Origin of the sequence: Tessaracoccus oleiagri (assembly GCF_900103275.1) — a bacterium.
Taxonomy (GTDB): domain Bacteria; phylum Actinomycetota; class Actinomycetes; order Propionibacteriales; family Propionibacteriaceae; genus Arachnia; species Arachnia oleiagri.
Genome location: NZ_FNGP01000004.1, coordinates 53,719 through 80,373, shown reverse-complemented (window position 1 = coordinate 80,373; position 26,655 = coordinate 53,719). Strand labels below are relative to the sequence as shown.

Here is a 26,655-nt window from a genome sequence, read left to right as displayed (position 1 = left end):
GCGGCCGTTACCGGACACACCGGAGCAGGTTCCGCAGGGACGACGCGGTCAGGCCCTCGGGTGCGCCTGGCGGAACGCCTCGCGGAGGCGTTCCGAGCTGACGTGTGTGTACACCTGCGTGGTGCCCACCGAGGCGTGCCCCAGCATCTCCTGGACGCTCCGCAGGTCGGCGCCGCCGTCGAGCAGGTGGGTGGCCATCGCGTGCCGAAGGCCGTGCGGCCCGATCTCGGCACCCGGACCGGCCGCCGCCGTCGCCCCGTGCACGACGCGGCGCGCCACCCGCGGGTCGAGTGGCCCCCCTCGCGCGCCGAGGAACAGCCGGTCGGGGCTCTTCTCCGTCGCGATCTCCGGGCGGCGTGCCAGCCACGCGTCGACGGCCCGGGCCGCGGGCACCCCGATCGGCACCACGCGTTCCTTGCCGCCCTTGCCCATGACCCGGACGACGCGCCCGTCGAGGTCCACGTCGGCCGTTCCGATCCCCACCAGTTCCGAGACGCGGAGCCCACTGGAGTAGAGGAGCTCCACGATGGCGAGGTCCCGAGCAGCGACCGGATCGTCCGCGTCCGCCAGCCGCGCCGCCGCGGCCTCCATCACCTCGTCCACCGCCGACCGGGTGATGACCTTGGGCAGCCGTCGCCCACGTTTGGGCGCCTGCAGCCGGGCGGCGGGGTCGGCGTCGACGAATCCCTCCCGCCGCGCCCAGCCGAAGAAGCCCCGGATGCAGGCCACCCGCCGCTGGACGGTCGCGGACGCCACCCCGCCGGAGGCCATCCCCGCGAGCCACGAGCGCAGCGCGGCCAGGGTCACCCGCCGCGGGTCCGGGGCGTGCGCGGCGAGGTCGCGCAGGTCCCCGAGATAGGCGCGGACCGTGTGCTCCGACAGGCCCCGGTCGGCTCTCAGGTGCTCCTCGTACTCGGCCAGCAGGCCTTCCCAAGCGCTCATCGGTCCGAGACTACGTCCGCGCACGGCATAATGTCCGGAGCGAAACTCTTTCCTAGGATCGGACACATGACTGAGCTCAACACCGGCGGCAAGGTGCTCCCCATCACCCGTTGGGGCGCCCCCGTGATGCATCGCAAGACCAGGCCGGTGGAGCAGTTCGACGGGCAGTTGCACGAACTGGTGCGCGACATGTTCGCGACGATGGAGGCGGCGGAGGGTGTCGGCCTCGCCGCCACCCAGGTCGGGGTCGATCTGGCGGTGTTCGTCTATGAGTGCCCCGATGAGGACATGGTCGTTCGGCGCGGCGTCGTGTGCAACCCCGTACTCCACCTGCCGGAGGGGCAGGACCGGGTGTTGGACTCGTCGGAGGAGGGGTGCCTGTCGCACCCGGGCGGTTACGCCACCGTCTCGCGTCCGAACGTCGCCCGCTGCACGGGCCAGGACGAGCACGGCAACGACATCGAGGTCGTCGGCACCGGACTGCTCGCGCGGTGCCTCCAGCACGAGACCGACCACCTGAACGGCACGGTGTACGGCGACCGCCTCTCGAGCCGCGTCCGGCGGCAGCTGGACAGGGAGGTCGCCGAACTCGCGTGGCGCTACCCGGACGACTGGCCGGTGTCCCCCAAGAACAAGGCGGCCACTCCGCCCGGGGACTCCTCCTCGGCCGAGTAGCCGCGAGCCCGGGACCGGGCGGGTCTGCGGGGGCTGCTAGCGTCACGCCCGTGAAGATCGACCGGATGACCTTGGTGATTCTCGGCGCGCTGGCGCTGTCCATCGTCCTGCCCGTGCGCGGGCAGGCCGCGGAGGTCTACGACCTCTTCACGAAGGTCGCCGTGTTCGTGCTGTTCTTCGGCTACGGAGCCCGGCTGAGCACGGAGGAGACGCTCGCGGGCGTCCGGCACTGGCGGCTGCACGTCACGATCCTCGCCTGCACGTTCGTCGTGTTCCCCCTGCTGGGCGCGCCCATGCTCCTGCTCCCTGACGGGTTCGTCTCGGACGCCGTCCGCGCCGGCCTCGTGTTCCTGTGCCTCGCGCCCTCCACCGTGCAGTCGTCGATCAACATGACCTCGCTCGCGGGGGGCAACGTCCCGGCCGCCATGATCTCGGCCACCGCCTCCAACGTGTTGGGTGTGGTGCTCACCCCGCTGCTCGTGATGCTGCTGCTGCCGACGAACGGCGGAGGCTTCTCCTGGCAGATCGCGCTCGACGTGTTCGTCCAGCTCCTGCTGCCGTTCTTCCTCGGCCAGATCTCCCGGTTCGCCACCGCGCGGTTCATGGCCCGCAACCGGGCGCGGCTCAAGCTGCTCGACCAGTTCGTCATCGTGTTGATCGTCTACGGGGCATTCTCGGACATGTTCGCCACGGGGAAGTGGCGCCAGCTCGGCTGGAACGAGTTGCTCGTCACCCTCGGGTTCACCCTGCCGCTGCTGGCGTTCATGCTGTGGTTCACCTGGAACCTCTCCCGCTGGCTGGAGTTCGACCGCCCGGACCGCATCGCGATCATGTTCTGCGGGACCAAGAAGTCACTCGTCACGGGCGTGCCGATCGCGGCCGTGCTGTTCCCCGCCGCGACGGTGGGCATGCTCGTCGTGCCGCTGATGATCTACCACCAGGCGCAGATCATCACCTCCAGCCTGATCGCCGCGCGACTCTCGGCGTCGGCGACGAGGGAGGACTGAGAGGGTCACCCACCGAGCGACAGGCGGCGGCCCTCGACCGCGCCGTGACGGCCGGTGGCCACCTCGTCGCGATAGGGGCCCTCGACGAAGCGGGGCGCCATCGCGGCACCGCGGAGGAACAGCGCCCCTTCGTGGTCCGTGCGGGCCTCCACGCCGTCGACCAGCTCGAGCGGTCCCCCGTCCGACGAGATGGCGATGGGGAACAGGTCGGGCAGCGCGTAGACGTTGACGACGCGTGCCGCCCCTGCCGACCGCAGGGACGCGGCCTCGTCGTACGGCGCAGGCTCCTCCCCGCCGACGATGACGGTGCCGCCGGGCCGCGCATCGCGGAGCCTGCGCCAGTCGCGTACCGCCACGACCGCTCGACCCTGGCGCCGCACCTGACGAGCGAGCCACCGAGCGCGTGAGGAGGCACGGACCACCGGGCGTCCGCGGGCGATGGCCGCGAGCATCACGACGAGCGCGTCGGTGAGGACCGGCCCTTCGCCGTCCAGCAGGGCAGCCAGTCCCCCGACGCCCGCGGACAGGGACCCGACGGTGTGGACCACCCCGAGTGGCTCCTCGCGGCGGCCAGCGGGGAACAGGGTGAGCGCAGCCGCCTCGTCGTCGGGCGCGAACCGTCGTTTCTGGGCGCCGCCGACGTGGTCGATGGAGACGATCTCGGGCCACACGTCGTGCTTCGGGAGTCCCATGCGGTCGCGGAGCCACTTCGGGCCCCTGAGCGGCCACGCGAGTCCGGACGCGGCGACGGTGGTCCTGGCCGCCGAGGCCTCGAGACGGGCGCGGACGAACTCGTCGCCGGCGCGGGGATCGATCAGGTCGACCCTGGTCCCGGTCCCGACGGCGGCAAGGACCATGGCGACGATGGCCGGTCCCGGCGCACCGACGAGCGCCACGGAGCGCTCACCCCGGGCACGCAGCCCACCGGCGTAGCCCCAGACGAGTTCGGCGAACTCGTCGCCCCCGATGCGGTCGGCGCCGAGGAACACCGGCGCGTCGTCCCTCGTCGCGAGGGAGTCGAGGATCCCGGCGAGCACCGGCTACTGCTGCGGGCGATCGAAGCCCGGCCCGTTGTCGTCCAACCCGGGCTGGTGCTCCGCGTCGCGCTGGTGCTCGGGCTGCGGCTGGACCGAGAGCTCGGCGTCGCCCTGGAACTGCTCGGGGACCTGGCCGAGCTGCGGCGTCGGGCTGGCGCCCCCGACGCCGGGAGCGGTGCGTCGCGGGGCGACCCCGGGGTTGTCGAGCTGCTGCGCCTCCTTGATGGCCTTCTGGACGGTCTTGTCCGAGAGCTCGCGGTCTCGCTGGGCCTGGCGCTCGATCTCCGCGTGCACGTCGATCTTCTCGGGCGCCCGGAACTGCTGCGCGGCCTCGGACACGTAGCGGCGGACCTCCTCCACACCCTCGCCGCCGGCGCGGCCCAGCCCCTTGAGCGCGTCGTTCAGCTCGCTCGGGATGACCCACACCTTGTTGGCGTCGCCGCGGGCGAGCTCCGGCAGCATCTGCATGTACTGGTACGCCAGCAGTGCCTGGTCCGGTTGCCCGGCGTGGATCGCCTGAAAGACGGTGGTGATGGCCTGCGCCTCGCCCTCCGCGCGCAACATCTGCGACTGCCGCTCGGCCTGCGCCCGAAGCACCTCGGCCTCGCGCTCGCCCTGCGCGCGCAGGATCGACGACTCCCGGTCGCCGCCTGCCTGCAGGATCTGGGACTGGCGCTGGCCCTCGGCGAGCAGGATCTGCGCGCGCTTGTCGCGCTCGGCGCGCGCGCCCTTCTCCATCGCGTCACGGATGGTGGCTGGGGGTTCGATCGAGCGCAGCTCGACCCGGTTCACCTTGATCCCCCATTTGCCCGTCGCGTCATCGAGGACCGCGCGCAGCCGCTGGTTGATCTCCTCGCGCGAGGTCAGGGTGGTCTCGAGGTCCATGCCGCCGATGATGTTGCGCAGCGTCGTCATCGTGAGCTGCTCTATCGCCGCCCGGTAGTCCTGCGCCTCGTAGGCGGCGCGGCGCGGGTCCACGATCTGGAAGTAGATCACGGAGTCTATGGACACCATCAGGTTGTCCTCGGTGATCACTCCCTGCGGCGGGAATGGCACGACCTCCTCGCGCATGTCCAGGACGTAGCGGACCTGGTCGAACAGCGGGAGGATGAGGTGCGGCCCCGGCTCCAGCACGGTGCGCAGCTTGCCGAGGCGCTCGACGATCGCCACCTGCTGCTGGCGGATGATCTTGAGGCTCATTGCGAGCAGGAGCACAACGAGGATGACGAGGGCGACGAGTACGTATTCCACGGCCGTTCCTAACTTCAGTGTCTTCGCGGGAGTTGGTGTGGTGAGACGGGATGGACGAGCAGCGTGATGCCCTCGATGGCGAGCACCTCGACGGTCTCCCCCGCCTCGATGCGGACGTCGGCGTCGAAGGGGCGGGCGTCCCAGAGCTGCCCCGCGACGCGCACCTCGCCGCCCGCGTCGGTGATCTCCGTGGTCGCCCGCCCGCCCGAACCGACGAGCTGGTCCAGCGCCGAGCGGTAGCCGGGCGACCGCCGGACCCTGTCCAGCAGCGTCGGCCGCAGGAAGGCCAGGGTCAGGACCGCCACGACGAGCCCGACGACGACCTGCAGCCACACGAGCCCCGGGGCGACGAACCACGTCACCCCTGCTGCGAGGGCACCGGAGGCGAGCATCAGCAGGGTGAGGTCGAGCGTGAAGAGTTCGGCGCCGGCCAGAGCGATGGCGAGGAGGCCCCACCCGGCCCAGCCGTTGTCCCTCAGCCACTCCAAGAACGCGTCCATCTAGGCCCCCCGGGCACTCCAACGGCCGTCGTAGGTGACCTGCAGCGGAGCGTCGAACGCCGCGCTCAGGTTCTGGCTGGTGAGCGTGTCGCGCAGCGGGCCGGCGGCGACCACCCGTCCTCCGTTCAGCAGGAGGCAGTGGGTCACGCCGTCGGGAATCTCCTCGACGTGGTGCGTGACGAGCACCGTGGCCGGGGCCGCGGGGTCGGTGAACAGGTCGGCCAGCGCCCCGACGAGCGCTTCCCTGCCTGCGAGGTCCAGGCCACCGGCGGGCTCGTCGAGCAGCAGCAGTTCCGGGTCCGTCATCAGCGCGCGGGCGATCTGGACGCGCTTGCGCTCGCCCTCGCTGAGGGTGCCGAAGGTCCGGTCCGCGAGGTGGTCGATGCGGAACTGGGCGAGGAGTTCGTCGGCGCGCTCGAAGTCGAACTCGTCGTACTCCTCGCGCCAGCGGCCGACGATCGCGTAGGCCGCGGAGACGACGAGGTCGCGCACCTTCTCCCCGGCCGGTATCCGCTCCGCGAGCGCGGAGGAGGTCAGGCCGATGCGCGGGCGGAGCTCGAACACGTCGACGGCGCCCACGACCTCACCGAGGAGTCCGACGATGCCGTCGCTCGGGTACAGCTGGGCCGCGAGCAGCTGCAGCATGGTGGTCTTGCCGGCCCCGTTGGGGCCGATCACCACCCAGCGCTGGTCCTCGTCGATCCGCAGGTCGATATCGTCCAGCAGCACCGCCTGACCACGAGTGACGGTGACTCCTGCCAATTCTGCGACCGCTGCTGTCATGCGGTCAGCCTAGCCGAGCGCTCAGGCGCCCGTGGAGTGGAGGCCGCCGTCGACGTGGACCATTTCGCCGGTGGTGGCGGGGAACCAGTCGGACAGCAACGCGACGACGGCGCGGGCCGCCGGACGTGCGTCCTTCGGGTCCCATCCCAGGGGCGCGCGCTCGGACCAGATGTCGTTGAAGGAGCTGGCGCCGGGGATCGCCTGCTTGGCGAGGGTGTCGATCGGGCCGGCGGCCACGATGTTGGAGCGGATCCCTTCGGGGCCCAGGTAGCGCGCGAGGTAGCGCGAGGTCGACTCCAGCGCGGACTTCGCCACCCCCATCCAGTCGTAGGCCGGCCAGGAGACCGTCGCGTCGAAGGTGAGGCCGACGATGGAGCCGCCGTCGCGCATCATGGGCTTGGCCGCCATGGCCAGCGACTTCAGCGAGAACGCCGAGATCTCCATGGCCTTGGACACGTCCTCCCACTGGGTGCTCAGGAAGGCGCCGCCGAGCGCGGTCTCGGGGTTGGCGAACGCGATCGAGTGCACGACGCCGTCGATCCGGTCATCGAAGTGGGGCTCGAGGGTCGCGGGCAGGGAATCGAGGTGCTCGGGGACGGTGACGTCGAGTTCGATCACCGGGGGTTGCGGGTCGAGGCGCTTCGCCACCCGGGTCGCCAGCCGCAGCGCGCGGCCGGCGCCCGAGATCACGACGTTGGCACCCTCCTGCTGTGCGATGTCGGCGACGACGTACGCGATCGAGGTGTCGATCGTCACGCCGGTGACCAGGATGTTCTTGCCTTCGAGGATGCCCATGTTGGAGTGGTTGCCTTTCTTTCAGTGACCCATGCCGAGGCCGCCGTCGACGGGGATGACGGCGCCGGAGATGTAGCCGGCGTGCTCGCCGGCGAGGAACAGCGCGGCGCCGGTGACGTCGTCGACGTGGCCGAGCCTGCCCGCGGGGATGCGCCTGGTGTACTCGGTGATCACGTCCTCGCCCAGCACGGCGGTCATGTCGGTGTCGATGAAGCCGGGGGCGATGACGTTGCAGGTGATGCCGCGGACGCCGAGTTCGCGGGTGAGGCTGCGCGCCATGCCCACCAGGGCGGCCTTCGAGGACGAGTAGTTGATCTGGCCGGGGTTGCCCATGAGGCCGACGACGGAGGAGAGCAGGATGATGCGCCCGAAACGGGCGCGCATCATGGGCCGGGAGGCTCGGCGCACGACCCGGAAGGTGCCCGTGAGGTTGGTGTCGATGACCTGCTGCCAGTCGTCGTCCGACATGCGCATCAGGAGGGTGTCCTTCGTGACGCCGGCGTTGGCGACGAGGACCTCGACCGGGCCCAGCTCCTTCTCGACCGTCTCGAACGCGGCGTCGACCTGCGCCTGGTCGGTGATGTCGCACACGACCCCGAGGACCCCGTCCGGCACGCCGCCGGACCGGTAGGTGGCGGCCACGCGGTATCCGGCGTCGCGGAACGCTTCGGCCATGGCCCGGCCGATCCCCTTGGATCCGCCGGTGATGAGCACTGCTCGGGAGTCAGACATAGCCCGCAACTTACCGCAGCCGCGCGGGCCCGGTTCTGTCGAAAACGCACAGGGTTCTCCCTTCGCCGCTGGAGTACGCTGGCTCGCATGGCATCCGATGGGCACGTGATCACGCGCGCTCCCCGCGGTCGCACCCTGGACCTCGAGGAACGGCAGAAGCGCTACGCGATCACGATGGGGATCCGCACGCTGTGCTTCTTCGCGTTCCTGTTCGTGCCCGGATACTGGAAGCTCGTCGCGCTGGCCGGCGCGGCGTTCCTGCCCATCATCGCCGTCGTGCTGGCCAACTCCAGCAACCACCGTCCCCTGCCCGAGCCCGAGCCGGAGGGCGACGACGCCCTGCCTGCGCTGCCGCCCGGTGAGATCATCCCGGGGAGCGTGGACCCCGAATGACGAGGAGGATGTTGCTCCGATGGGGAGCGCTGCTGCTCGTCGTCGCCGTCCTGGCGGTCGTGTTCGTGCAGCTCGGCGAGTGGCAGCTCCGGCGTCTGGACGAGCGCCGCGCCACCAACGCACGGGTGCTGGAGCACTCGCAGCAGCAGCCGCAGCCCTACGCGCAGGTGATGGACGAGACCATCGACGACGAGGACCAGTGGTACCCGGTCACCGTGACCGGCACCTACACCGGCGAGACGTACCAGGCCCGCTACCGCAACCAGGACGGCGCCGGGACCGAGGTGGTCTCGGTGCTCGAGGCCGACGACGGCCGGCTGGTCCTGATCGACCGCGGCTTCATCCCCCGCCCGCAGGGCCAGCCCGACCCGGCGCCGCCCGCGCCCCCGACGGGCGAGGTCACCGTCCAGGGCTACGTGCACCGCAACGAGCGCGGCCGCGACAACGCCATCACGCCCCACGAGTTCAACATCCGGCTCATCAACTCCGAGGCGATCGGCGCGTCGCTCGGCGAGGAACTCGTCGACGGCTACATCACCGCGCAGTCGTCGGTGCCGGAGGACGACCCCTTGCTGGTGCCGGTGGCGCTGCCATCGCTCGACGAGGGACCGCACCTGAGCTACGCGTGGCAGTGGTTCTCCTTCACGCTCATCGCCGTGATCGGCGTGGTCGTCCTCATCCGCGCCGACATCCGCGACCGCCGGAAGGCGGAGCGTCGCCGCGCCCGGCTCGCGCAGCGCCGGGAAGCGGAAGAGGCGATCGCCGAGCCCGCCGACACGTGAGCGCCCTCGCCGCCGTCGTCGACTGGCTCCGTTGCCCGCACTGCGCGGCGGCGCTGCACCTCGACGGCTCCAGCCTGCGCTGCTCGCAGGGACACGCGTTCGACGTCGCCAGGCAGGGCTACGTCAACCTGCTCGGCCGGGCCGCGCCCCGCAACGCCGACACGGCCGAGATGGTCGCCGCCCGCGACCGGTTCTTGCGGGCCGGGCACTACTCGCCGATCGCCGACGCGGTCGCCGACGAGCTGCGGGGCGCCCGGCGGGTGCTCGAGGCGGGTGCCGGCACCGGCCACTACCTCGCCCACGCCCTCGGGGCCGACGCCCTCGGGCTGGCGGCCGACGTGTCCGTCGCCGCCGCCCGCCGCGCCGCCCGCACCCACCCGCGGGTGGCGGCGATCGTGGCCGACACCTGGTCCGGGCTGCCGGTGGCCGACGGTGCGGTCGACGCGGTCCTGTGCGTCTTCGCGCCCCGCAACCCGGGCGAGTTCCGGCGAGTCCTCGACGACTGCGGCCGCATCGTCGTCGTGGTGCCGGAGCCCGGCCACCTGGCCGAGCTGCGGCAGGCGCACGGCCTGCTCGACGTCCCGGACGACAAGGCCGACCGTGTCGCGTCCGCCCTGGGTGGCGAGGCACGGCGCCGCCACGTCCGGTTCCGCCTCGACCTGGACGCCGAGGCGGCGACGGACCTCGTCGCCATGGGTCCCAACGCCTTCCACGCCAGCCCCCGGCTCGCGGCCTCCTCCGTCACCGTGGACGTGTCGGTCCTCACCATCACCGGCCCGGGGCGTTCGCCGTTACGCTGAGCCCGTGACAGCTTTCGCCTACGGCCTGGGCACCCTGGGCCGGGACATGCTCGCCGCCATGGTCTCCCTGTTCCTGATGTTCTACCTCACCGACGTGCTGGGCATCAGCGGCGCGGAGCTCATCGCCGTCACGGTCGTGATGGTGGCCATGCGCATCTTCGACGCGGTCAACGACCCCTTCATGGGGATGATCGTCGACAACACCCGCTCCCGCTGGGGCAAGTTCAGGCCGTGGATGGGGTTGGGCGCCCTGCTCTGGGCGGTGGCCGGCGTGCTGATGTTCACCGACTTCGGCGTCACCGGCTGGGGATTCGTGGCCGTCTTCACCCTGACGTACCTGGTGTTCGAGGTGGCCTACACGATCAACGACATCTCCTACTGGGGGATGCTGCCGTCCCTGACGAGGGACCAACGGCAGCGCGAGCGGATCGGCGTGGCGGCGCGGATCTGCGCGAACGTCGGGCTGTTCTCCGTCGTCGTCGGCATCGTTCCGCTCACCAAGTGGCTCGGTGAGCGGACCGGCTCACTCCAGCAGGGGTGGTTCTGGTTCGCGGTCCTCGCCGCCGGCGGCATGCTCATGTTCCAGGCGCTCCCGCTGGTGTTCGCGCGGGAACAGGTCCTGGTGGACTCCGGCAACACGGGGCTGAAGGGGCTCTGGCGCGCCATCGTCGCGAACGACCAACTGATGTGGACCACGCTCGGCATGACACTGTTCATGACCGGGTACACCCTCACGACGTCGCTCGGCCTCTACTACTTCAAGTACGTCTTCGGTGACGAGGACGCCTACTCGACGTTCGCGCTCGTCCTCGGGGTCACGCAGATCGCCTCGCTCGCGCTGTTCCCGCTCGTCAGCCGGTACGTGCGCCGGTTCCGCATCCACCTGGGCGCCACCGCGATGATGGTGCTCGGCTACGTCGTCTTCTACTTCGCCGACGGCGACCTCGGCATCGTCGCGGTGGCCGGCGTGCTGCTGTTCGCCGGCCAGGGCGCGATCCAGCTCCTGATGGTGATGTTCATCGCCGACAGTGCCGAGTACGGCCAGTGGAAGCTGGGCAGGCGCAACGAGGCCGTCACGTTCGCGCTCCAGCCGTTCATCTACAAGTTCTCCAATGCCCTGGCCACGGGCGTCGTCGGCGCCACCGTCGTCGTGAGCGGGATCTCGGACGCCGCATCGTCCGCCGACCTCGACGCCGATGGTCGCCTCGTGATCAAGGTGGCGATGATGGGGCTGCCGCTGGTGCTCGTCGTCGTGAGCTACCTCATCCTCCGCGCGCGGTACCGGCTCGACGAGGTCACCTACGCCGACATCGTCGGCGAACTGAGGCGACGCGAAACTCCGCTCCACTGACTGCCCCGCGCCGACCGCCGAGCCAATACGCTTGGCGCATGCGCAAGTACTCCCGGCAAAGCCGCCTGAGCGAGATCATGGACCACCCCATCGGCCGGGACGTCGTCGACAAACTCATCCTGCACACCGCGCTGCCCCGCTGGCTGCCGCACGTGCTGGGCCGCCTCAAGCTGCGCACCATCGACCTCCTGCTCCGCCCCATCACCGGCGGCGGGTTCATGGACGTGATGATCGGCATGGTCAACCAGGTCACGGGCGAGCCCTCCCTCGAGGGACCCGACGAGCACCCGTGGTGGCGCAGCGCCGTCTTCTACCAGGTCTACCCGCGCAGCTTCGCGGACTCCGACGGCGACGGCCTCGGCGACGTGCGGGGCATCATCGGCAAGCTCGACTACCTGAGCGACCTGGGCGTGGACTGCATCTGGCTCTCCCCCATCTTCGACTCGCCCAACAAGGACATGGGCTACGACATCCGCGACTACAAGGCGGTGCTGCCCGAGATGGGCACCCTCGACGACGTCGACGAGTTGATCGCAGGCTGCCATGAGCGCGGCATGAAGATCATCATGGACCTGGTGGTCAACCACACGAGCGCCGAGCACGAGTGGTTCCAGAAGGCCATCGCCGACCCCGACGGCATCTACGGGGGCTACTACTACCTTGTGGCCGGCACCGAGGACAAGCCGCCGACGAACTGGCAGTCGTTCTTCTCCGGGTCGACGTGGCGCTGGATCCCCGAGGCGAACCTGTGGGCGCTGCACCTCTTCGACGAGTCGCAGATGGACCTCAACTGGAACAACACCAACGTCCGCCGTGAGGTGGCGGAGATCGTGCAGTGGTGGTTGGCGCGGGGCATCGACGGGTTCCGGATGGACGTGATCAACTACATCTCCAAGCCGGACTACCTCCCTGACGGGCATCCGTACGTGGGCGAGTTGCTGGAGTTCACCGGCATCGAGCACTACCTCTACGGCCCACGGCTCGACGAGTTCCTCGCCGAACTGCGCCGCGAGGGGTTCACCCGGGAGGACGGGTCGGTGGCCGTCATGATCGGCGAGACGCCCGGCATCGGTGTCCAGGCGGGCCGCCTGCTGAGCGGCTGGTCGAGGAAGGAACTCGACCTCATCTTCAACTTCGACGGGCTCGAGCCGCCCGGCATGACCCGCTGGCACGACTACGTCTACGACCTCAACTACCTGGCGAAGTTCTGGTCCAACTACAACGCCAAGATCGGCGAGGGCGACTGGGTGAGCCTGTTCGTCGAGAACCACGACAACACCCGCATGGTGAGCAAGGTCTACCCCGACGCGATCCACCAGCCGCGCACGCGCGTGGCGGTCGCGAAGCTGATCGGCACGATGCAGCTCACGATGCGCGGCACGCCGTTCGTCTACCAGGGCCAGGAACTGGGCGCCGTGAACGAGCCGTTCGACTCGCTCGACGAGCTGCGCGACATCGAGTCGATCAACCGCTACGCGTCGCTGCGCGAGATGGGCAAGACCGAGGAGGAGGTGTGGAACCACATGATGGTGGGTTCCCGCGACCACTCGCGGACCCCGATCCGGTGGACCGAGGACCAGGACGACTCGAACGCGTGGCTGCCGGGCCACGAGCGCACGCCGGGCTTCTCCGTCGAGGCGCAACGGGAGAACCCCGACTCCGTCTACTCCTGGTACCGCGACCTCATCGCGCTGCGGCACGAGCACACCGCGCTGTCGGTGGGGCGGCTCGAGGTCATGCACCACGAGGACGACGTCTTCGTCTACGTGCGGCGCGACGCCGCGTCGAGCTGGCTGGTGGAACTGAACCTGGGCGCGAAGCCGCGCCCGAGGCCGCCGGTGCGGGCACAGGTGACCCCGGTGATCGGTGAGCGGGGCGCGACGATGACGCCCTGGGAGGCGACGGTGAGCCGCATCCGCGACTGAACCGTCGGTTCAGGAGAGCAACGCGCCGAGCACGATCGCCGCGCTGAGCGCGATCTCGATCATCCCCAACGGCAACGGCTTCCACCTGAGTGGGGGTACGACGACCGCCCTGAGGAGTGCCGCGCCCAGCACCGCCACCCACCACCAGCCGGCCACCCCGGCGGCGGCGAGGGCCGCGGCGAGCAGCGCCGCGCCCACGTGGTAGCCGATGGACGCGACCAGGTACGTCCGCGAGCCCCGTTCGCGCAGGTTGGTCTTGACGAACAGGACCGTGCCGAAGAAGTAGGCGAACACCAGCACCGCGGCTGCGGTGACCTCGGGCCGGTCGTCGACGGCCGAGGGATGGAGGTAGCGCGCCACGGGCACCATGAGGGAGGCGGCCGCGATGGTGAGCAGCCCGCCGATGGTGGCGCGCTCTCGCCGGCGGCTGGCCAGCCACAGCGCGGGCACCATCAGCGGCAGGAAGGCGAACGCCCACGGCAGGGGGCGCAGCCCGACGAGCAGGAGGGTCGCGAGACCGGCGAGGGCCGACGCGCAGGCGTAGACCAGCAGCGGGCGCACGTACTTCGGGCGTTGCCGGGGGGCCGCCTTCAGCCAGCCGGAGGCGGCGTTGAAGGTGAAGTACCCGAGCATCCAGAACACGAACAGCGTGAGATGACCCCATCCGAGGGCCGAGGCCCGTGCGGCACCGACGAGGCCGAGCAGGAACGGCACCACCAGCATCGCCCACGCCCCGTGCTGCTTGGGGATCCAGCCCTTCGACCTCATCCGGTCAGGCTATCGGCCGCGCTCCGGCGCGGGCGGGCGACCCCGCTCAGGCGGAGGGGTTGCAGTACTCCCGGGCGTCGCCGGCCAGGAAGTACCAGTCGGAAGCGGGCACCTCGGGCCCAAAGGGAAGCAACCGTGTCTCCCCGTACACCCGGACGCACCGCCCCGCGGTCCCGGTGGCGGTCACCGCGGCGTGGTAGCGGTACTCGCCGCGGTCCAGCGCCGCCTCCCCGCCGTCGGTGAGCAGCATCGCCACCATCGGCACGGGACCGGACGCGGTGCCGTTCCCGCCGACGGTCATGGCGCACGTCGTGCCTCCGGCGGCCGCCGAGTAGAAGACGTCGACCCGGAGCCGGCCCAGCTCCGTGGTGGCACCCAGCCCGTCGCGATCCACCAGCGCGTGCGACGCGACCAGGTCCCCGAAGCAGTTCGCGGCCACCCCGGCCGTCGCGGCGGCGGGCGGCGCACCGGCCGCAGCGGAGGCGACGACGAGCGTCGCGACCAGGGCGACCGGGCGGAACTTCACGCGCGCCACTGTACCGGCGCGACGAGCACCGGGCTCATCGGTAGTGCCCGCCGAGGTGCTCCAGCGCGGGGACGCCCTCGGCGAGTTCCACGGACTCCACCGTGGCCCGCACGAGCAGCCCCCAGCCCGCCGACGGCGGGTACGGGTCCACCAGCCGTGCGCCCACCCAGGCGGAGCAGCCCGCGAGCCGGGGCCCGTGGGGCGCGTCGGTCCAGTCCCCCGTGCGGAACACCCCGCCCGGCGACGGGGCGACGCGGGCGAACACGTCGGCGATCCAGCCCTGGCCCGGCCCCAGTACGTTCACCGTGGCGTACCCGGTCTCGCGGAACAGCTCCCACCAGTCGGCGTCCTCGTTGACCAGCGCGACGAGCTCCGCGGGTTCGCCGTTCGCCACCAGCAACGACGAGATCGTCCACCCGTCGCGTCGGCCGTCGGCCGCGCTGGTCCAGATGCTGACCGGTGCGGGCAGGCGGCCCCGGAGCCGACGGGCCGGCTCACGCTCCTCCGGGGGCGGCAGGAAGGGATGCGAACTGTGGATCGTCATGTCCCCAGTCTCCCCCACGGATCAGGCGAGCTGGATGAGCTCCGCGTACTCCTCGCTCCACAGGTCCTCGACGCCGTCGGGCAGCACGAGCACCCGGTCGGGCTCCAGCGCCTCGACGGCGCCGGGGTCGTGGGTGACGAGGATCACGGAGCCGGCGTAGGTGCGGATGGCGTTGAGCACCTCGGCCCGCGAGGCGGGGTCGAGGTTGTTCGTCGGCTCGTCCAACAGCAGCACGTTCGCCGCCGAGACGACGAGCATCGCGAGCGCGAGGCGGGTCTTCTCGCCGCCGGAGAGCACCTTGGCGGGCTTCTCGACGTCGTCACCGGTGAAGAGGAACGAGCCCAGCACCTTGCGCACGTCGGTGTCGTTCAGGTTCGGGGAGGCCGACTTCATGTTGTCCAGCACCGAGCGCTGCACGTCGAGGGTCTCGTGCTCCTGCGCGTAGTAGCCGAGCTTGGCGCCGTGGCCGTAGAGCACCTCGCCGCTGGAGGGTTCCTCGATGCCGGCCAGGATGCGCAGCATCGTGGTCTTGCCCGCGCCGTTCAGGCCCAGGATGACCACCTTGGAGCCGCGGTCGATCGCGAGGTCGACGGCGGTGAAGACCTCGAGCGAGCCGTAGGACTTGCTGAGACCGTCGCCGCGCAGCGGGGTCTTGCCCGACGGCGCCGGGTCCGGGAAGCGGATCTTGGCCACCTTGTCCTGGGTGCGCTCGCCCTCGACGGAGCTGAGCAGCTTCTCCGCGCGCTTGGCCATGTTCTGCGCGGCGACGGCCTTCGTCGCCTTGGCCCGCATCTTGTCCGCCTGCGCCATCAGCTGGCTCGCCTTGCGCTCCGCGTTGGCGAGCTCGCGCTTGCGGCGCTTCTCGTCGGTCTCGCGCTGCTGGAGGTAGCGCTTCCAGTTCATGGAGTAGATGTCGATCTCCGCGCGGTTCGCGTCGAGGTGGAACACCTTGTTGACCACGGCGTCGAGGAGCTCCACGTCGTGGCTGATGATGATGAGCCCGCCTGGGAAGCCCTGCAGGTAGCCGCGCAGCCAGGTGATGGAGTCGGCGTCGAGGTGGTTGGTGGGCTCGTCGAGGAGCAGCGTGTCGGCGTCGGAGAAGAGGATGCGGGCGAGCTCGATGCGTCGCCGCTGGCCGCCGGACAGCGTCTTCAGTGGCTGCCCCAGGACGCGTTCGGGGAGCCCGAGGTTGGCGGCGATCCGCGCGGCCTCCGCCTCGGCGGCGTACCCGCCGGCGGCCTGCAGCTGGTTCTCCGCCCGTGTGTAGGCGGCCATCGCCTCCTCGCGTTCCGACTCGCTGCCATCGGCCATCCGCTCCTCGGCCTCACGCATGCGACGCATCACGTGGTCGAGTCCGCGGGCGCCGAGCACCCTGTCGCGGGCGAGCTGTTCGGGGTCGCCGGAGCGGGGGTCCTGCGGGAGGTAACCGAGCGTGCCGGAGCGGACCACCTGCCCGCTCGCCGGGATCCCCTCCCCCGCCAGGATCCGCGTCAGCGTGGTCTTGCCGGCGCCGTTGCGGCCGACGAGGCCGATGCGGTCACCGGGAATCACCTGGAACGAGATCGGCGACAACAACAAGCGGGCCCCTGCCCGCACCTCAATATCCCTGGCCTGCAACACGAGGGACAAGTCTACGCCCACCGGCGAAGGGCACCGGCCATCGCTTGGACCCGCCAGACAAAGGCACCCTGTGCGTTTCTGATGCCGCACAGGTTGCCCCTGCTCGGCGAGGGATGCCGTGCCGTCACCCCGCATGCCGGGGATGTGCGTGCCTCAGCGGCGACGGCCCTGCCGCAGCACGTCGACGGCGAAGATCACGATGGCGACCCAGACGAGCACGAAGCCGGCCCAGCGCGACGGGGGCATGGGCTCCCGGAACACCAACCAGCCGATCAGGAACTGCCAGATGGGGCTGAGGTACTGGATCATGCCCAGCGCCACCATGGGGAGGTGTCTGGCAGCAACGGCGAAGAGCAGCAGCGGAACAGCGGTCACGATGCCGGTGCTGGCCACCAGCAGTCCGTAGCCGTCCGGTGTGACGGTGGTCTGCCCGGCCCAGGCGACCCACACCAGGAACGCGAGCGCCAGCGGAGCCGTGGTCGCGGTCTCGAACGCCAGGCCGGGAATGGGCCTGACCTTGCCTCCGACCAGCTTCTTCACCAACGAGTAGGAGCCGAACGTCAGGGTGAGGATCAGCGCGATCCACGGGACCTCACCGTAGGCGACCACCATCACGACGACGGCCGCCGCCCCGAAGATGAGCGCCACCTTCTGCAGGGGCCGCAGCTTCTCGCGGAAGACCAGGACTCCGAACCCCACGACCGCCAGCGGGTTGATGAAGTAGCCGAGCGCCGCCTCGATGGTGCGTCCGGCCAGCACGCCCGCGACGTAGGTGGACCAGTTCGCGGTGATCAGGACGCCGGCGAGTGCCATCAGTCCGGCGATCCTGAGGTCGCGCCAGATGGCGCCGAACTCATGGAAGGTGCGCGTGACCGCCAACAGCAGGAGGCAGAAGACGAGGCTCCACAGCACTCGGTGCGCGACGATCTCCAGCGCCCCCGAGCGGGCGAAGAGCACGAAGTAGATCGGGAAGATGCCCCACACGAGGTAGGCGGTGAACCCCGTCGCCCAGCCCACCCGCAGATCTCTCGTCACGAGCCGTGAGCATATCCCAGTGGACGCGGAAGAGCCCCGCCTGGGCGGGGCTCTCCGGACAACCTCAGAGGTTGTAGCCGATCGATCGCAGCTGCTCGCGGCCGTCGTCGGTGATCATGTCGAGCGTCCACGGCGGCAGCCAGACCCAGTTGAGGGTCACGGAGTTGGCCAGCCCGTCGAGGACGTATCGGGTGTCGTACTCGATCTTGTCGGTGAGCGGACAGGTGGGCGACGTGAGCGTCATGTCGAGGGTCACGTTGCCCTCGGCGTCGACGTCGACGCCGTAGAGGAGGCCGAGGTCGACGACGTTGACCATCAGTTCGGGGTCGACGACGTCCTTCATCGCCTCCTCGATCTCCTCGACCGTCGGCACCGCGCTGGGCGCGCCGACGTCGGGGAGCTCGTCCTTGACGAGGTCGCTGGGTCGGGGTTCGGTCATTACTGCTCCTTCGCTTGGGCCTGGAGGATGGCGTCACGCACGGCGGACCATCCGAGGAGGGCGCACTTCACGCGCGCCGGGAACTTGGCGACGCCGGCGAACGCGATCGCGTCCTCGAACCTGTCCTCGTCGGGGGTCAGCTCCCCCTTCGACTGCATCACCTCGAGGAACTCGTCGTGCAGGGCGAGCGCCTCGGTGACGGGCCGGCCGATGACCAGGTCCGCCATGATGGACGTGGAGGCCTGCGAGATCGAGCAGCCCTCCGCGTCGTAGGACACGTCGCCGACGGTGTCGCCGTCGAGGTGGACGCGCAGGGTGAGCTCGTCGCCGCAGGAGGGGTTGACGTGGTGGACCTCCACGTCGAACGGCTCCCGGAGTCCGCTGTGGTGCTTCTCCCGGTAGTGGTCGAGGATGATCGTCTGGTACAGCTCGTCCACGTTCATGTCAGCCCCTGAACTTCGGCGCGAAGTAGTCGCGGGTGAACACGAGCGCGTCGGCGAGCGCGTCGATCTCGCCGTGCGTCGTGTAGAGGTAGGACGAGGCCCTCGTGGACGACTGGTGGCCCAGCCGACGGTGCAGCGGGCGGGCGCAGTGGTGCCCGCCGCGGATCGCGACCCCGCGGGAGTCGAGCAGCTGCATGACGTCATGCGGGTGCACGCCCTCGAGGTTGAACGAGATCGCGGAGCCGCGCTCGATCGCCTCGGCCGGGCCCAGCAGCGTGAAGCCCTCGATGGCGGTGAGCTTGCCCAGTGCGTACGCGGTGAGCTCGTGCTCGTGCGCCTCGATCCGGTCCATGCCGACGCCGGTCAGGAAATCGACGGCCGCGCCGAGCCCCACGGCCTGCGCGATCGGCGGGGTGCCGGCCTCGAAGCGGTGCGGCGGTGCCGCGAAGGTCGACCGCTCCATCTCGACGACCTCGATCATCTCGCCGCCACCCAGGAAGGGCGGCATCTCGGCCAGCAGGTCGTAGCGACCCCAGAGCACGCCGATGCCGGTGGGCCCGCACATCTTGTGGGCGGTGAAGCAGACGATGTCGGCGCCGAGGGCGACGACGTCCGTGGTCTGGTGCGGGACGGCCTGCGAGCCGTCGACCACCATCCGCGCGCCCACGGCGTGGGCCTTCGCGGCGATGTCCGCGATGGGGTTGCGGGTCCCGAGCACGTTCGACACCCAAGTGAGGCTCACGATCCGGGTCCGCTCGTTGATGAGCTGCTCCGCCTCCGCCTTCTCGAGGTCCAGGCGGCCGTCACCGGTGATGTCGAACCAGCGGAGCCGGGCGCCGGCGCGCTCGCAGAGCAGCTGCCACGGCACGATGTTGGAGTGGTGCTCCATCACGGAGATCACCACCTCGTCACCGGGCCCGAGCCCGGCGCCGAGGGAGTGGGCCGCGAGGTTGAGCGCCTCGGAGGCGTTCTTGGTGAACACCACCTCCTCCGGGCGCCCGGCCCCGATGAACGCCGCCACCTTGGCCCGCGCGCCCTCGAAGGCGTCGGTCGCCTCCGCGCCCAGCATGTGCATGGCGCGGGCGACGTTGGCGTTGTGGAGCCGGTAGTGGTCGGCGACGGCGTCGACGACCACCTGCGGCTTCTGCGACGTGTTCGCCGAGTCCAGGTAGACCAAGGGGTGATCCCCCACCCGGCGGTCGAGGATCGGGAACTGCTCCCGCAGCGCGGTGACGTCCATTCGGATGCTCCAGTTGGTGGTGGTGATCAGGCGTTCGCGATCGCGGACACGTACTGCTCGTAGCCCTCGGCCTCGAGCTTCTCGCCCAGCTCCTTGCCGCCCGACTCGACGATCTGGCCGCCGACGAAGACGTGGACGTAGGTGGGCTCGATGTAGCGCAGGATGCGGGTGTAGTGCGTGATCAGGGCCACGGCCTTGTCGCCGGCGGCGGCGTACTGGTTCACGCCCTCCGCGACCACCTTGAGCGCGTCGATGTCGAGGCCGGAGTCGGTCTCGTCGAGGATCGCGGCCTTGGGGTTGAGCAGCTGCAGCTGCGCGATCTCGTGGCGCTTCTTCTCGCCGCCCGAGAAGCCCTCGTTCACCGAGCGCGCGGCGAACGACTTGTCGAGCTGCAGGTTGGCCAGCGCCTTCTCGACGTCCTTGACCCAGGTGCGGACCTTCGGGGCCTCGCCGTCGAGCGCGGTCTTCGCGGTGCGGAGGAAGTTCGACACGGACACGCCCGGCACCTCGACGGGGTACTGCATGGCCAGGTACAGGCCGGCCTTGGCGCGCTCGTCGACGCTGAGCTCGGAGAGCTCGACGCCGTCGAGGGTGACGGAGCCCGAGGTGATCTCGTACTTCGGGTGCCCGGCGATGGCGTATGCGAGGGTGGACTTGCCGGAGCCGTTGGGGCCCATGATCGCGTGGATCTCGCCCGGCTTGATGGTGAGGTTCACGCCCTTCAGGATCTCCTTCGGGCCGTCCTCGGTCAGGACGTTGGCGCGGAGGTCGGTGATGACAAGGGTGGACATGTGTCAGGTTCTCCTGTGGTGGTGCTTAGAAATCTGTGGTGGTGGTGGCGGTGTCGACCTGGATCGAGTCGCCCTCGACGCGGACGGGGAAGACGCGGACCGGCTCCGTGGCGGGCAGGTTGAGGACGCGGCCGGTGGCGAGGTCGAAGCGGGAGCCGTGCAGGTAGCACTCGATGGTCCCGTCCTCCACCTCGCCCTCCGACAGCGGCACGTTGCCGTGCGAGCACTCGTCCTCGATCGCGAACAGCCGGCCGTTGTGGCGGACGATGGCGACGCTCAGGTCGTCGTCGATCTCGATCGACAACGGCATGTCGTCCTCCAGGTCGGCCACTTCCGCGACGGTGACGAAGCTCATGCCTCGCCCTGCGCGTGCTCGAGCAGCTCGAGCTCCTGCTCGACCCGCTCCAGCATCTTCTCCTCGATCTCGTCGACGTCGATGCGGCGGATGATGTCCCAGAAGAAGCCGTGCACGACGAGACGGCGCGCCTCCCGCTCGGGGATGCCGCGGCTGCGGAGGTAGAACAGCTGGAGCTCGTCGAACCGGCCGGTGGACGACGAGTGCCCGGCACCCGCGATCTCCCCGGTCTCGATCTCCAGGTTCGGCACCGAGTCGGCCTTGCAGCCCTCGGTCAGCAGCAGGTTCTTGTTGGACTCGTAGGTGTCGATCGACTCGGCGGCCTTGCGGATCAGCACGTCGCCGATCCACACGGCGTGCGCGCCCTTGCCCTGCAGCGCGCCGCGGTAGTCCACGTTCGACTTGGTGTGCGGCTCGTTGTGGTCGACGAAGAGGCGGTGCTGGATGTGCTGCTCACCGTCGACGAAGTACAGGCCGTACCCCTCGAACTCGCCGCCGGGGCCGGCGTAGCGGGAGTTCTCCTGCAGCCGCACGACGCTGCCGCCGAGCGACGCGGTGACCGCCTTGACGTGGGCGTCGCGACCCACGAGGACCGAGCGCTGGCCGCCGTGGATGGCGCCGTCGTCCCAGTCCTGCAGGGTGACGAAGTTCACCTTCGCGCCGTCGCCGACCAGGACGTCGGTCTTCTCCGCGTAGGTGGCCAGCCCGCTGTAGCGCAGGATGATCGTCGCCTCCGCGAACTTGCCGATCCGGAAGATCACGTGCCCGAAGACGATCTCGCCCGAGCCCTTGAGGTCGAGCCGGATCGGCTCCGCGGAGGTGAAGTTGTCGGGGATGTCGACGACGAGCGCACCGTCGGTGGAGTTCGCGTGCGCGAGCGCGGCGACGCGGTCGACGGGGGCCTCGACGGACAGCGCCCGCGCCTCCTCCACGCCCACGACCCGCTGGGTCACGCCCTCGGGGAACGCGCACTCCCACTCCAGGTGGGAGTCGTGCGGCCCGTCGGCGTTGAAGAGCGCCTTGAGCTTCTTCACCGGGGTGAAGCGCCAGATCTCCTCGCGGCCGGAGGGCACGGGGTGGTCGGCGACGTCCCAGGACGGGGTGGGGTGCAGGTGGGACTCGACCGTCTCGAGGGCCGAGGCCACGTTCGGTGCGTCAGTAACTGTGGTCAATTGTGATTCCTTCGTGAAGACTCGTCTGGGGTACGGCGGCGGTCAGCCGACCGCGCCTTCCATCTGCAGCTCGATGAGGCGGTTCAACTCCAGGGCGTACTCCATCGGCAGCTCGCGCGCGATGGGCTCGACGAAGCCGCGGACGATCATGGCGGTGGCCTCGATCTCCGTCATCCCACGACTCATCAGGTAGAAGAGCTGGTCCTCGGAGACCTTCGAGACGGTCGCCTCGTGGGCCATCGACACGTCCTCCTCGCGGATGTCCACGTAGGGGTAGGTGTCCGAGCGGGAGATGGTGTCGACGAGCAGCGCGTCACACATGACACCCGACGACGAGTGGTGCGCGCCGGGCTCCACCTGGACGAGGCCGCGGTACGACGAGCGGCCGCCGGCGCGTGCCACGGACTTGCTCACGATGGAGCTGGACGTGTACGGCGCGCAGTGGACCATCTTGGAGCCGGCGTCCTGGTGCTGGCCCTCGCCGGCGAAGGCGATGGAGAGGGTCTCGCCCTTGGCGTGCGGGCCCATCAGGTAGACGGCCGGGTACTTCATGGTGACCTTGGAGCCGATGTTGCCGTCGATCCACTCCATGGTGGCGCCCTCCTCGCAGACGGCGCGCTTGGTGACCAGGTTGTACACGTTGGTCGACCAGTTCTGGATGGTGGTGTAGCGGCAGCGGGCGTTCTTCTTCACGATGATCTCGACGACCGCGGAGTGCAGCGAGTCCGAGGAGTAGATCGGCGCGGTGCAGCCCTCGACGTAGTGGACGTAGGCGCCCTCGTCGACGATGATCAGCGTCCGCTCGAACTGGCCCATGTTCTCCGTGTTGATGCGGAAGTAGGCCTGCAGCGGGATGGTGACGTGGACGCCCTTCGGCACGTAGATGAAGGACCCACCGGACCACACGGCCGAGTTGAGGGAGGCGAACTTGTTGTCGCCCACCGGGATGACGGTGCCGAAGTGCTCCCTGAACAGCTCCGGGTGCTCCTTCAGCGCGGTGTCGGTGTCGAGGAAGATGACGCCCTGGCGCTCGAGCTCCTCGTTGATCTTGTGGTAGACCACCTCGGACTCGTACTGGGCGGCGACGCCGGCGACGAGCCGCGCCTTCTCCGCCTCGGGGATGCCGAGCCGGTCGTACGTGTTGCGGATGTCCTCCGGCAGGTCCTCCCAGGTCTGGGCCTGCTTCTCGGTCGAGCGCACGAAGTACTTGATGTTGTCGAAGTCGATGTCGGAGAGGTCGGCGCCCCACGTCGGCATCGGCTTCTTGCCGAACAGCTTCAGCGACTTCAGGCGGAGGTCGCGCATCCACTGCGGTTCGTTCTTCATGTCCGAGATGTAGTTGACCACGTCCTCGCTCAGGCCGCGCTTGGCGACGGAGCCGGCTTCGTCGGAGTCATGCCAACCCCACTGGTAGTTGGAGAGAGCCTCGATGTGCTCGTCCTGGGTGGCACCGGTGCCCGGCACCTGCGGTGCAGTCTGGGTCATGGATTCACTTTCTCTTCGGAATGGGTGTGGGTAGTGGTGCCGGGATGTGCGTGGTGCACATGCCGTCACCGTGACCGATGGTGGCCAGCCGCTGGACGTGGGAGCCCAGCAGTCGCCCGAATAGTTGGGTCTCGACCTCGCACAGAATCGGGTATTCCGCCGCGATGTCGGCGATCGGGCAGTGGAACTGCACGACCTGCTGTCCGCCGCGCACGGGGCGCAGCCCCGCCGCGAAGTTCTCCGCCTCCAGCGCGTCGACGAGGAGCTCGGCCGACGGCCGTTCCGGTTCACGCTCGCGGCCGGCGCGGAACCGCTCCTCGATCACGGCGACGCGTTCCTGGGCGAGGTCCCGGATGTCCGACTCGCAGAGCCGGCGCATCGCGGCAAGCGCGATCTTGTCGTAACCGTGCTGGAACTCCGCCCGGCCCGCGTCCGTGAGGACGAAGACCTTGGACGGGCGCCCGCGCCCGCGTGGGCCGTAGACGCGCTCCTCCCGGGAGACGAGCACGCCCTCTTCAAGGAGCGTCGCGAGGTGGCGACGGACGGCCGCGGGGGTGAGGTCCAGGGCGTCGGCGAGCATCTTCGCCGTCTGCGGCCCGTTGTGCAGGATCAGGTGCACTACCCGTTCCCTCGTCGGGGCGTCCATCGGTTCTCCTTGAAAGAATAACTAAACGTGATCCTTTCCAATTTTGTCACGTAATTCAAGCAAGGCTCCCCTAAGTGCCCGGCGGGCGGACGCCTCGGTTCCTCAGCCGGCGACCGCGTCCTCGCCCTGGGCGGGCCAGATCTCGTCGAGCAGGTCCGCGGTGGTCACGACCCCGAGGATGCGCGGCGGGCCGTCGTCGGGAACGACCACGGCCAACTGGTGCTTGGCCGACCGCAGGATCTCGAGGGTTTCCTGCAGCGTTGCGGACTCCGGCACCTGTGGGACCTCGCGCGAGAGCCGCCTCGCCTCGCCTGCCGGGTTGGCCAGCAGCGTGTCGCGCACGTGGACCAGCCGCAGGGGCCGTCCACCCGTCGCGCCCGGATCGGGCCGCAGGAGGATGCGGAAGTGCCCGGACTCGCGGGCGGCGCGCTGCACGTCGGCGACCGTGGCGTCGTGGTCGACGGCGCTCGCCGGGGCCCGCCTTCCCTTGACGAGCTCACCGACCGTGGCGTAGCCGAAGCGGATGATCCGCGAGAGCTGGGCCCCGGACGCCTCGTCCAGGGCGCCGGCCTGGGTGGAGTGCTCGACGAGGCCGTGCAGCGTCGCGGCGTCGTAACCGCCGGCCGCCGCACGATCGACCGGCTCCACCCCCGTACGTCTCACGAGCGCGTTCGCCATCGTGTTGATCCACAACAGCAGCGGCCGGAGCAGCGTGACGAACCAACCGGCGGGCTGGGCGACCAGCCGCGCTGCGGGCTCGGGGTGCGCGATGGCCCACGACTTGGGGGCCATCTCCCCGATCACGAGGTGGAGGAACGTCACGACGAACAGCGAGAGCACGAAGGCGGCCCCGTCGGCCACCGCCGTCGGGAGCCGGAGCAGTTCCAGCAGGGGCACCATGGCGTGGTGGACGGCGGGCTTGGTGATCGCGCCGAGCGCGAAGGTGGCGGCAGTGATGCCGAGCTGGGCGCCGGCCAGCATGAGGGTCAGCTCGTTCATGCCCCTCAGCGCGGCCCGCGAGCTCCGGCTCGTCTCCGCGGTCGCCTCGAGCCGATGGCGGCGTGCGGCGAGGAGCGCGAACTCCACGACGACGAAGAAGGCGGACACCGCGATGATGACGACGGTGAGCACCGTGACGACGTACCAGGGCATCAGGCGTCCTCCCCCTCGCTCGGCTCGTCCTCGACGAGCTCGACCCGCACGAGACTCGGCACGTGGCGGTCGACCTCCTCGACGGTGAGCCGCAGCCGGCGCTGCAGGGGCCGGTCGCCCTCCGCGTAGTCGCCCGGGTCGACGGGGAGCTCCACCTCGTGGGTGGACCCCTCCTCGGGGAAGTCACCCACATGGGCGATCAGCAGCCCGGCCAGCGTCTCGTAGTCGCCCTGCGCGACGTCGTGGCCGATGGCGCGCTCCACCTCGTCGAGGTGCGTGTCGCCGTCGATCACCCACACGTGTTGCGCGGTGGGCGTGATCTCCTCCTGGTCCTCGGCGTCGTGCTCGTCGGTCAGGTCGCCGAGGATCTCCTCGGCCAGGTCCTCGATGGTCAGGATGCCGGCGAAGCCGCCGTACTCGTCGACCACGCAGGCGAGTTGCTCATCGCGGGCGCGGAGCTCCTGCACCGCGTCGGGGAGCGCCATCAACTCGGGCAGCACCACCGGCTCGCGCATCACCGAGGAGACCGGGGCGTCGTCGGGCAGCGCGTCGTCCAGGAGGTCGAGCATGTGCACGACGCCGACCGGGCTGTGGCCCTCGTCGACCACCGGGTACCGGGTGTGCTCGGCGGCCATCAGTTCCCGGATCGCCGCGACCGTCGTGGTCGGGTGCACGACCCCGGCCCGGGACCGCGGGATCATCGCGTGTGCGACGTCCTGGTCCGGGAAGTCGAGCATCCGGTCGAGGGTGAGGAACTGCTCGTCGGTGAGGTCCCCCGTCTCGCGGGAGGCGGACACGATGTGTTCCAGGTCCGCGGCCGTCGCGGTGGAGTCGACGTCGTGCACGGGCTCGATGCGCAGCAACTTGAGCAGCGAGTTGGCGGACCAGTCGAAGAAGCGGATGAGCCAGCCGAACAGCGCCAGGTAGATCCTCGTGGACCGCGCCAGCGCGAGGGCGGACGGCAGCGGGGCGGCGATGGTGTAGTTCTTCGGGAACAACTCGCCGAAGATCATCTGGACCACGGTCGAGATGGCCAGCGCGAGGACGGTGCCGACGGTGATGCTCACCTCCCGCGGGACGCCCACTCCCCCGAGCATCGTGCCCAGGGAGGAGCCGACGAGGGGCTCGGCCACGTAGCCGATCATCAGGCCCGTGACGGTGATGCCCAACTGGGCACCGGAGAGCATGAACGACGTGCGCTGGGTGATCTCGAGCGCGCTCCGTGCGCGGGCGTCGCCGTCGGCCGCGGCCGCGCGCAGTCGGGCGCGATCGACCGACATGTAGGCGAATTCCTGCGCCACGAAGTAGCCGTTGGCCGCGATGATCAGGGCGATCACCACGAGGCCGAGCAGGAGGGTGAACACCGCGGCGGTCACGAGGCGACTCCGCTCGCTGCGTCAGGGGGTCCGGAAGGGCTCGGTTTGGAAGGCTCCATCGGGGGTAATCACACCTCGTGGCTGTGCCGC

General features: G+C 70.0%; 29 protein-coding genes. 7 read left to right on the top strand and 22 right to left on the bottom strand.

Features of this window, described 5'->3' with window-relative positions:
- Positions 1–48 precede the first annotated feature (48 nt).
- Entirely contained in the window at positions 49–942 is an 894-nt protein-coding gene (locus BLR46_RS10945) for a tyrosine recombinase XerC (RefSeq protein ID WP_093252063.1), read from the bottom strand.
- Between the two features lie 66 nt (positions 943–1,008).
- Here BLR46_RS10945 and def point away from each other — a divergent pair, with 66 nt between their 5' ends.
- Both def and BLR46_RS10935 read left to right on the top strand, forming a co-directional pair.
- Entirely contained in the window at positions 1,009–1,617 is a 609-nt protein-coding gene (gene def / locus BLR46_RS10940) for a peptide deformylase (RefSeq protein ID WP_093252060.1), read from the top strand.
- Between the two features lie 50 nt (positions 1,618–1,667).
- A complete protein-coding gene (locus tag BLR46_RS10935; protein WP_143008278.1) occupies positions 1,668–2,624 on the top strand; it encodes a bile acid:sodium symporter family protein in 957 nt (318 codons plus the stop codon).
- A 5-nt stretch (positions 2,625–2,629) separates the two neighbouring features.
- On the opposite strand, the gene BLR46_RS10930 is transcribed toward BLR46_RS10935, so the two are convergent.
- The 6 genes from BLR46_RS10930 to fabG form a co-directional block, all read right to left on the bottom strand.
- A complete protein-coding gene (locus BLR46_RS10930) occupies positions 2,630–3,661 on the bottom strand; it encodes a hypothetical protein (protein WP_093252056.1) in 1,032 nt (343 codons plus the stop codon).
- A 3-nt stretch (positions 3,662–3,664) separates the two neighbouring features.
- On the bottom strand, positions 3,665–4,861 hold the full coding sequence (locus tag BLR46_RS10925; protein ID WP_093252662.1) for an SPFH domain-containing protein: 1,197 nt from the start codon (positions 4,859–4,861) through the stop codon (positions 3,665–3,667).
- 65 nt (positions 4,862–4,926) lie between these two features.
- Entirely contained in the window at positions 4,927–5,412 is a 486-nt protein-coding gene (locus BLR46_RS10920) for an NfeD family protein (protein WP_093252053.1), read from the bottom strand.
- A complete protein-coding gene (locus tag BLR46_RS10915) occupies positions 5,413–6,195 on the bottom strand; it encodes an ABC transporter ATP-binding protein (RefSeq protein WP_093252051.1) in 783 nt (260 codons plus the stop codon).
- A gap of 21 nt (positions 6,196–6,216) precedes the next feature.
- Positions 6,217–6,990, bottom strand: a complete 774-nt coding sequence (gene fabI / locus BLR46_RS10910; protein ID WP_093252048.1) for an enoyl-ACP reductase FabI — start codon at positions 6,988–6,990, stop codon at positions 6,217–6,219.
- A gap of 21 nt (positions 6,991–7,011) precedes the next feature.
- Complete coding sequence (fabG, locus tag BLR46_RS10905) at positions 7,012–7,722, bottom strand: 3-oxoacyl-ACP reductase FabG (protein ID WP_093252046.1); 711 nt, start codon at positions 7,720–7,722, stop codon at positions 7,012–7,014.
- An 87-nt stretch (positions 7,723–7,809) separates the two neighbouring features.
- Between fabG and BLR46_RS10900 the strand changes: the two genes are divergently transcribed.
- From BLR46_RS10900 to BLR46_RS10880, 5 genes are read left to right on the top strand one after another with little or no spacing between them, the layout of a single operon-like run.
- Positions 7,810–8,115, top strand: coding sequence for a DUF3099 domain-containing protein (locus BLR46_RS10900; protein ID WP_093252043.1), 306 nt, complete (start codon positions 7,810–7,812; stop codon positions 8,113–8,115).
- An 8-nt stretch (positions 8,116–8,123) separates the two neighbouring features.
- The gene (locus BLR46_RS10895; RefSeq protein ID WP_176761746.1) at positions 8,124–8,897 is read left to right on the top strand and encodes an SURF1 family cytochrome oxidase biogenesis protein; all 774 of its coding nucleotides are present in this window, start codon (positions 8,124–8,126) and stop codon (positions 8,895–8,897) included.
- Positions 8,894–9,697 carry a putative RNA methyltransferase gene (locus BLR46_RS10890; RefSeq protein WP_093252037.1) on the top strand — a complete coding sequence of 268 codons (804 nt, stop codon included), beginning with the start codon at positions 8,894–8,896 and terminating at the stop codon, positions 9,695–9,697. The genes BLR46_RS10895 and BLR46_RS10890 overlap by 4 nt, the downstream gene beginning before the upstream one ends.
- A 4-nt stretch (positions 9,698–9,701) precedes the next feature.
- The gene (locus BLR46_RS10885; protein ID WP_245701668.1) at positions 9,702–11,048 is read left to right on the top strand and encodes a glycoside-pentoside-hexuronide (GPH):cation symporter; all 1,347 of its coding nucleotides are present in this window, start codon (positions 9,702–9,704) and stop codon (positions 11,046–11,048) included.
- Between the two features lie 38 nt (positions 11,049–11,086).
- Positions 11,087–12,973, top strand: a complete 1,887-nt coding sequence (locus BLR46_RS10880; protein WP_093252036.1) for an alpha-glucosidase — start codon at positions 11,087–11,089, stop codon at positions 12,971–12,973.
- Between the two features lie 9 nt (positions 12,974–12,982).
- Here the strand turns inward: BLR46_RS10880 and BLR46_RS10875 are convergent, their stop codons facing one another.
- The 15 genes from BLR46_RS10875 to BLR46_RS10805 form a co-directional block, all read right to left on the bottom strand.
- Positions 12,983–13,741, bottom strand: coding sequence for a YwiC-like family protein (locus tag BLR46_RS10875; protein ID WP_093252033.1), 759 nt, complete (start codon positions 13,739–13,741; stop codon positions 12,983–12,985).
- Positions 13,742–13,787: 46 nt separating this feature from the next.
- Positions 13,788–14,267 carry a hypothetical protein gene (locus BLR46_RS10870; RefSeq protein WP_143008277.1) on the bottom strand — a complete coding sequence of 160 codons (480 nt, stop codon included), beginning with the start codon at positions 14,265–14,267 and terminating at the stop codon, positions 13,788–13,790.
- A gap of 34 nt (positions 14,268–14,301) precedes the next feature.
- A complete protein-coding gene (locus BLR46_RS10865) occupies positions 14,302–14,811 on the bottom strand; it encodes a flavin reductase family protein (protein WP_093252028.1) in 510 nt (169 codons plus the stop codon).
- Positions 14,812–14,832: 21 nt separating this feature from the next.
- Positions 14,833–16,431, bottom strand: a complete 1,599-nt coding sequence (abc-f, locus tag BLR46_RS10860) for a ribosomal protection-like ABC-F family protein (protein WP_093252025.1) — start codon at positions 16,429–16,431, stop codon at positions 14,833–14,835.
- Positions 16,432–16,584: 153 nt separating this feature from the next.
- Positions 16,585–17,466, bottom strand: a complete 882-nt coding sequence (rarD, locus tag BLR46_RS10855) for an EamA family transporter RarD (protein WP_093252023.1) — start codon at positions 17,464–17,466, stop codon at positions 16,585–16,587.
- Positions 17,467–17,530: 64 nt separating this feature from the next.
- The gene (locus tag BLR46_RS10850) at positions 17,531–17,905 is read right to left on the bottom strand and encodes a metal-sulfur cluster assembly factor (protein ID WP_093252020.1); all 375 of its coding nucleotides are present in this window, start codon (positions 17,903–17,905) and stop codon (positions 17,531–17,533) included.
- Positions 17,905–18,348: a Fe-S cluster assembly sulfur transfer protein SufU gene (sufU, locus tag BLR46_RS10845; protein WP_093252018.1), complete on the bottom strand. Its 444-nt coding sequence runs from the start codon at positions 18,346–18,348 to the stop codon at positions 17,905–17,907. The genes BLR46_RS10850 and sufU overlap by 1 nt, the downstream gene beginning before the upstream one ends.
- A 1-nt stretch (position 18,349) precedes the next feature.
- Positions 18,350–19,594: a cysteine desulfurase gene (locus BLR46_RS10840; protein ID WP_093252016.1), complete on the bottom strand. Its 1,245-nt coding sequence runs from the start codon at positions 19,592–19,594 to the stop codon at positions 18,350–18,352.
- Positions 19,595–19,614: 20 nt separating this feature from the next.
- A complete protein-coding gene (gene sufC, locus BLR46_RS10835) occupies positions 19,615–20,379 on the bottom strand; it encodes a Fe-S cluster assembly ATPase SufC (RefSeq protein ID WP_093252015.1) in 765 nt (254 codons plus the stop codon).
- Positions 20,380–20,404: 25 nt separating this feature from the next.
- Positions 20,405–20,734 (bottom strand): non-heme iron oxygenase ferredoxin subunit, encoded by a 330-nt coding sequence (locus BLR46_RS10830; protein WP_093252014.1) that lies wholly within the window; start codon positions 20,732–20,734, stop codon positions 20,405–20,407.
- Positions 20,731–21,906: a Fe-S cluster assembly protein SufD gene (gene sufD / locus BLR46_RS10825; protein ID WP_093252013.1), complete on the bottom strand. Its 1,176-nt coding sequence runs from the start codon at positions 21,904–21,906 to the stop codon at positions 20,731–20,733. The genes BLR46_RS10830 and sufD overlap by 4 nt, the downstream gene beginning before the upstream one ends.
- A gap of 42 nt (positions 21,907–21,948) precedes the next feature.
- Complete coding sequence (gene sufB / locus BLR46_RS10820) at positions 21,949–23,391, bottom strand: Fe-S cluster assembly protein SufB (protein ID WP_093252012.1); 1,443 nt, start codon at positions 23,389–23,391, stop codon at positions 21,949–21,951.
- A gap of 4 nt (positions 23,392–23,395) precedes the next feature.
- Positions 23,396–24,037 (bottom strand): helix-turn-helix transcriptional regulator, encoded by a 642-nt coding sequence (locus BLR46_RS10815; protein WP_093252011.1) that lies wholly within the window; start codon positions 24,035–24,037, stop codon positions 23,396–23,398.
- Positions 24,038–24,139: 102 nt separating this feature from the next.
- Positions 24,140–25,189 carry a CNNM domain-containing protein gene (locus tag BLR46_RS10810; protein ID WP_093252010.1) on the bottom strand — a complete coding sequence of 350 codons (1,050 nt, stop codon included), beginning with the start codon at positions 25,187–25,189 and terminating at the stop codon, positions 24,140–24,142.
- Positions 25,189–26,565, bottom strand: coding sequence for a hemolysin family protein (locus BLR46_RS10805; RefSeq protein ID WP_093252008.1), 1,377 nt, complete (start codon positions 26,563–26,565; stop codon positions 25,189–25,191). Before BLR46_RS10805 ends, BLR46_RS10810 begins: the two co-directional genes overlap by 1 nt.
- Positions 26,566–26,655: the final 90 nt, after the last annotated feature.

Bases quoted from the DNA above. Each gene is read 5' to 3' on its own strand.
- def (WP_093252060.1), top strand. From the start codon at position 1,009: ATGACTGAGCTCAACACCGGCGGCAAGGTGCTCCCCATCACCCGTTGG.
- BLR46_RS10945 (WP_093252063.1), bottom strand. From the start codon at position 942: ATGAGCGCTTGGGAAGGCCTGCTGGCCGAGTACGAGGAGCACCTGAGA.
- BLR46_RS10815 (WP_093252011.1), bottom strand. From the start codon at position 24,037: ATGGACGCCCCGACGAGGGAACGGGTAGTGCACCTGATCCTGCACAAC.
- BLR46_RS10895 (WP_176761746.1), top strand. From the start codon at position 8,124: ATGTTGCTCCGATGGGGAGCGCTGCTGCTCGTCGTCGCCGTCCTGGCG.
- BLR46_RS10920 (WP_093252053.1), bottom strand. From the start codon at position 5,412: ATGGACGCGTTCTTGGAGTGGCTGAGGGACAACGGCTGGGCCGGGTGG.
- BLR46_RS10830 (WP_093252014.1), bottom strand. From the start codon at position 20,734: ATGAGCTTCGTCACCGTCGCGGAAGTGGCCGACCTGGAGGACGACATG.
- BLR46_RS10865 (WP_093252028.1), bottom strand. From the start codon at position 14,811: ATGACGATCCACAGTTCGCATCCCTTCCTGCCGCCCCCGGAGGAGCGT.
- BLR46_RS10900 (WP_093252043.1), top strand. From the start codon at position 7,810: ATGGCATCCGATGGGCACGTGATCACGCGCGCTCCCCGCGGTCGCACC.
- BLR46_RS10915 (WP_093252051.1), bottom strand. From the start codon at position 6,195: ATGACAGCAGCGGTCGCAGAATTGGCAGGAGTCACCGTCACTCGTGGT.
- BLR46_RS10850 (WP_093252020.1), bottom strand. From the start codon at position 17,905: ATGACCGAACCCCGACCCAGCGACCTCGTCAAGGACGAGCTCCCCGAC.
- fabG (WP_093252046.1), bottom strand. From the start codon at position 7,722: ATGTCTGACTCCCGAGCAGTGCTCATCACCGGCGGATCCAAGGGGATC.
- sufB (WP_093252012.1), bottom strand. From the start codon at position 23,391: ATGACCCAGACTGCACCGCAGGTGCCGGGCACCGGTGCCACCCAGGAC.
- BLR46_RS10880 (WP_093252036.1), top strand. From the start codon at position 11,087: ATGCGCAAGTACTCCCGGCAAAGCCGCCTGAGCGAGATCATGGACCAC.
- fabI (WP_093252048.1), bottom strand. From the start codon at position 6,990: ATGGGCATCCTCGAAGGCAAGAACATCCTGGTCACCGGCGTGACGATC.
- BLR46_RS10925 (WP_093252662.1), bottom strand. From the start codon at position 4,861: ATGAGCCTCAAGATCATCCGCCAGCAGCAGGTGGCGATCGTCGAGCGC.
- sufC (WP_093252015.1), bottom strand. From the start codon at position 20,379: ATGTCCACCCTTGTCATCACCGACCTCCGCGCCAACGTCCTGACCGAG.
- sufU (WP_093252018.1), bottom strand. From the start codon at position 18,348: ATGAACGTGGACGAGCTGTACCAGACGATCATCCTCGACCACTACCGG.
- BLR46_RS10810 (WP_093252010.1), bottom strand. From the start codon at position 25,189: ATGCCCTGGTACGTCGTCACGGTGCTCACCGTCGTCATCATCGCGGTG.
- BLR46_RS10875 (WP_093252033.1), bottom strand. From the start codon at position 13,741: ATGAGGTCGAAGGGCTGGATCCCCAAGCAGCACGGGGCGTGGGCGATG.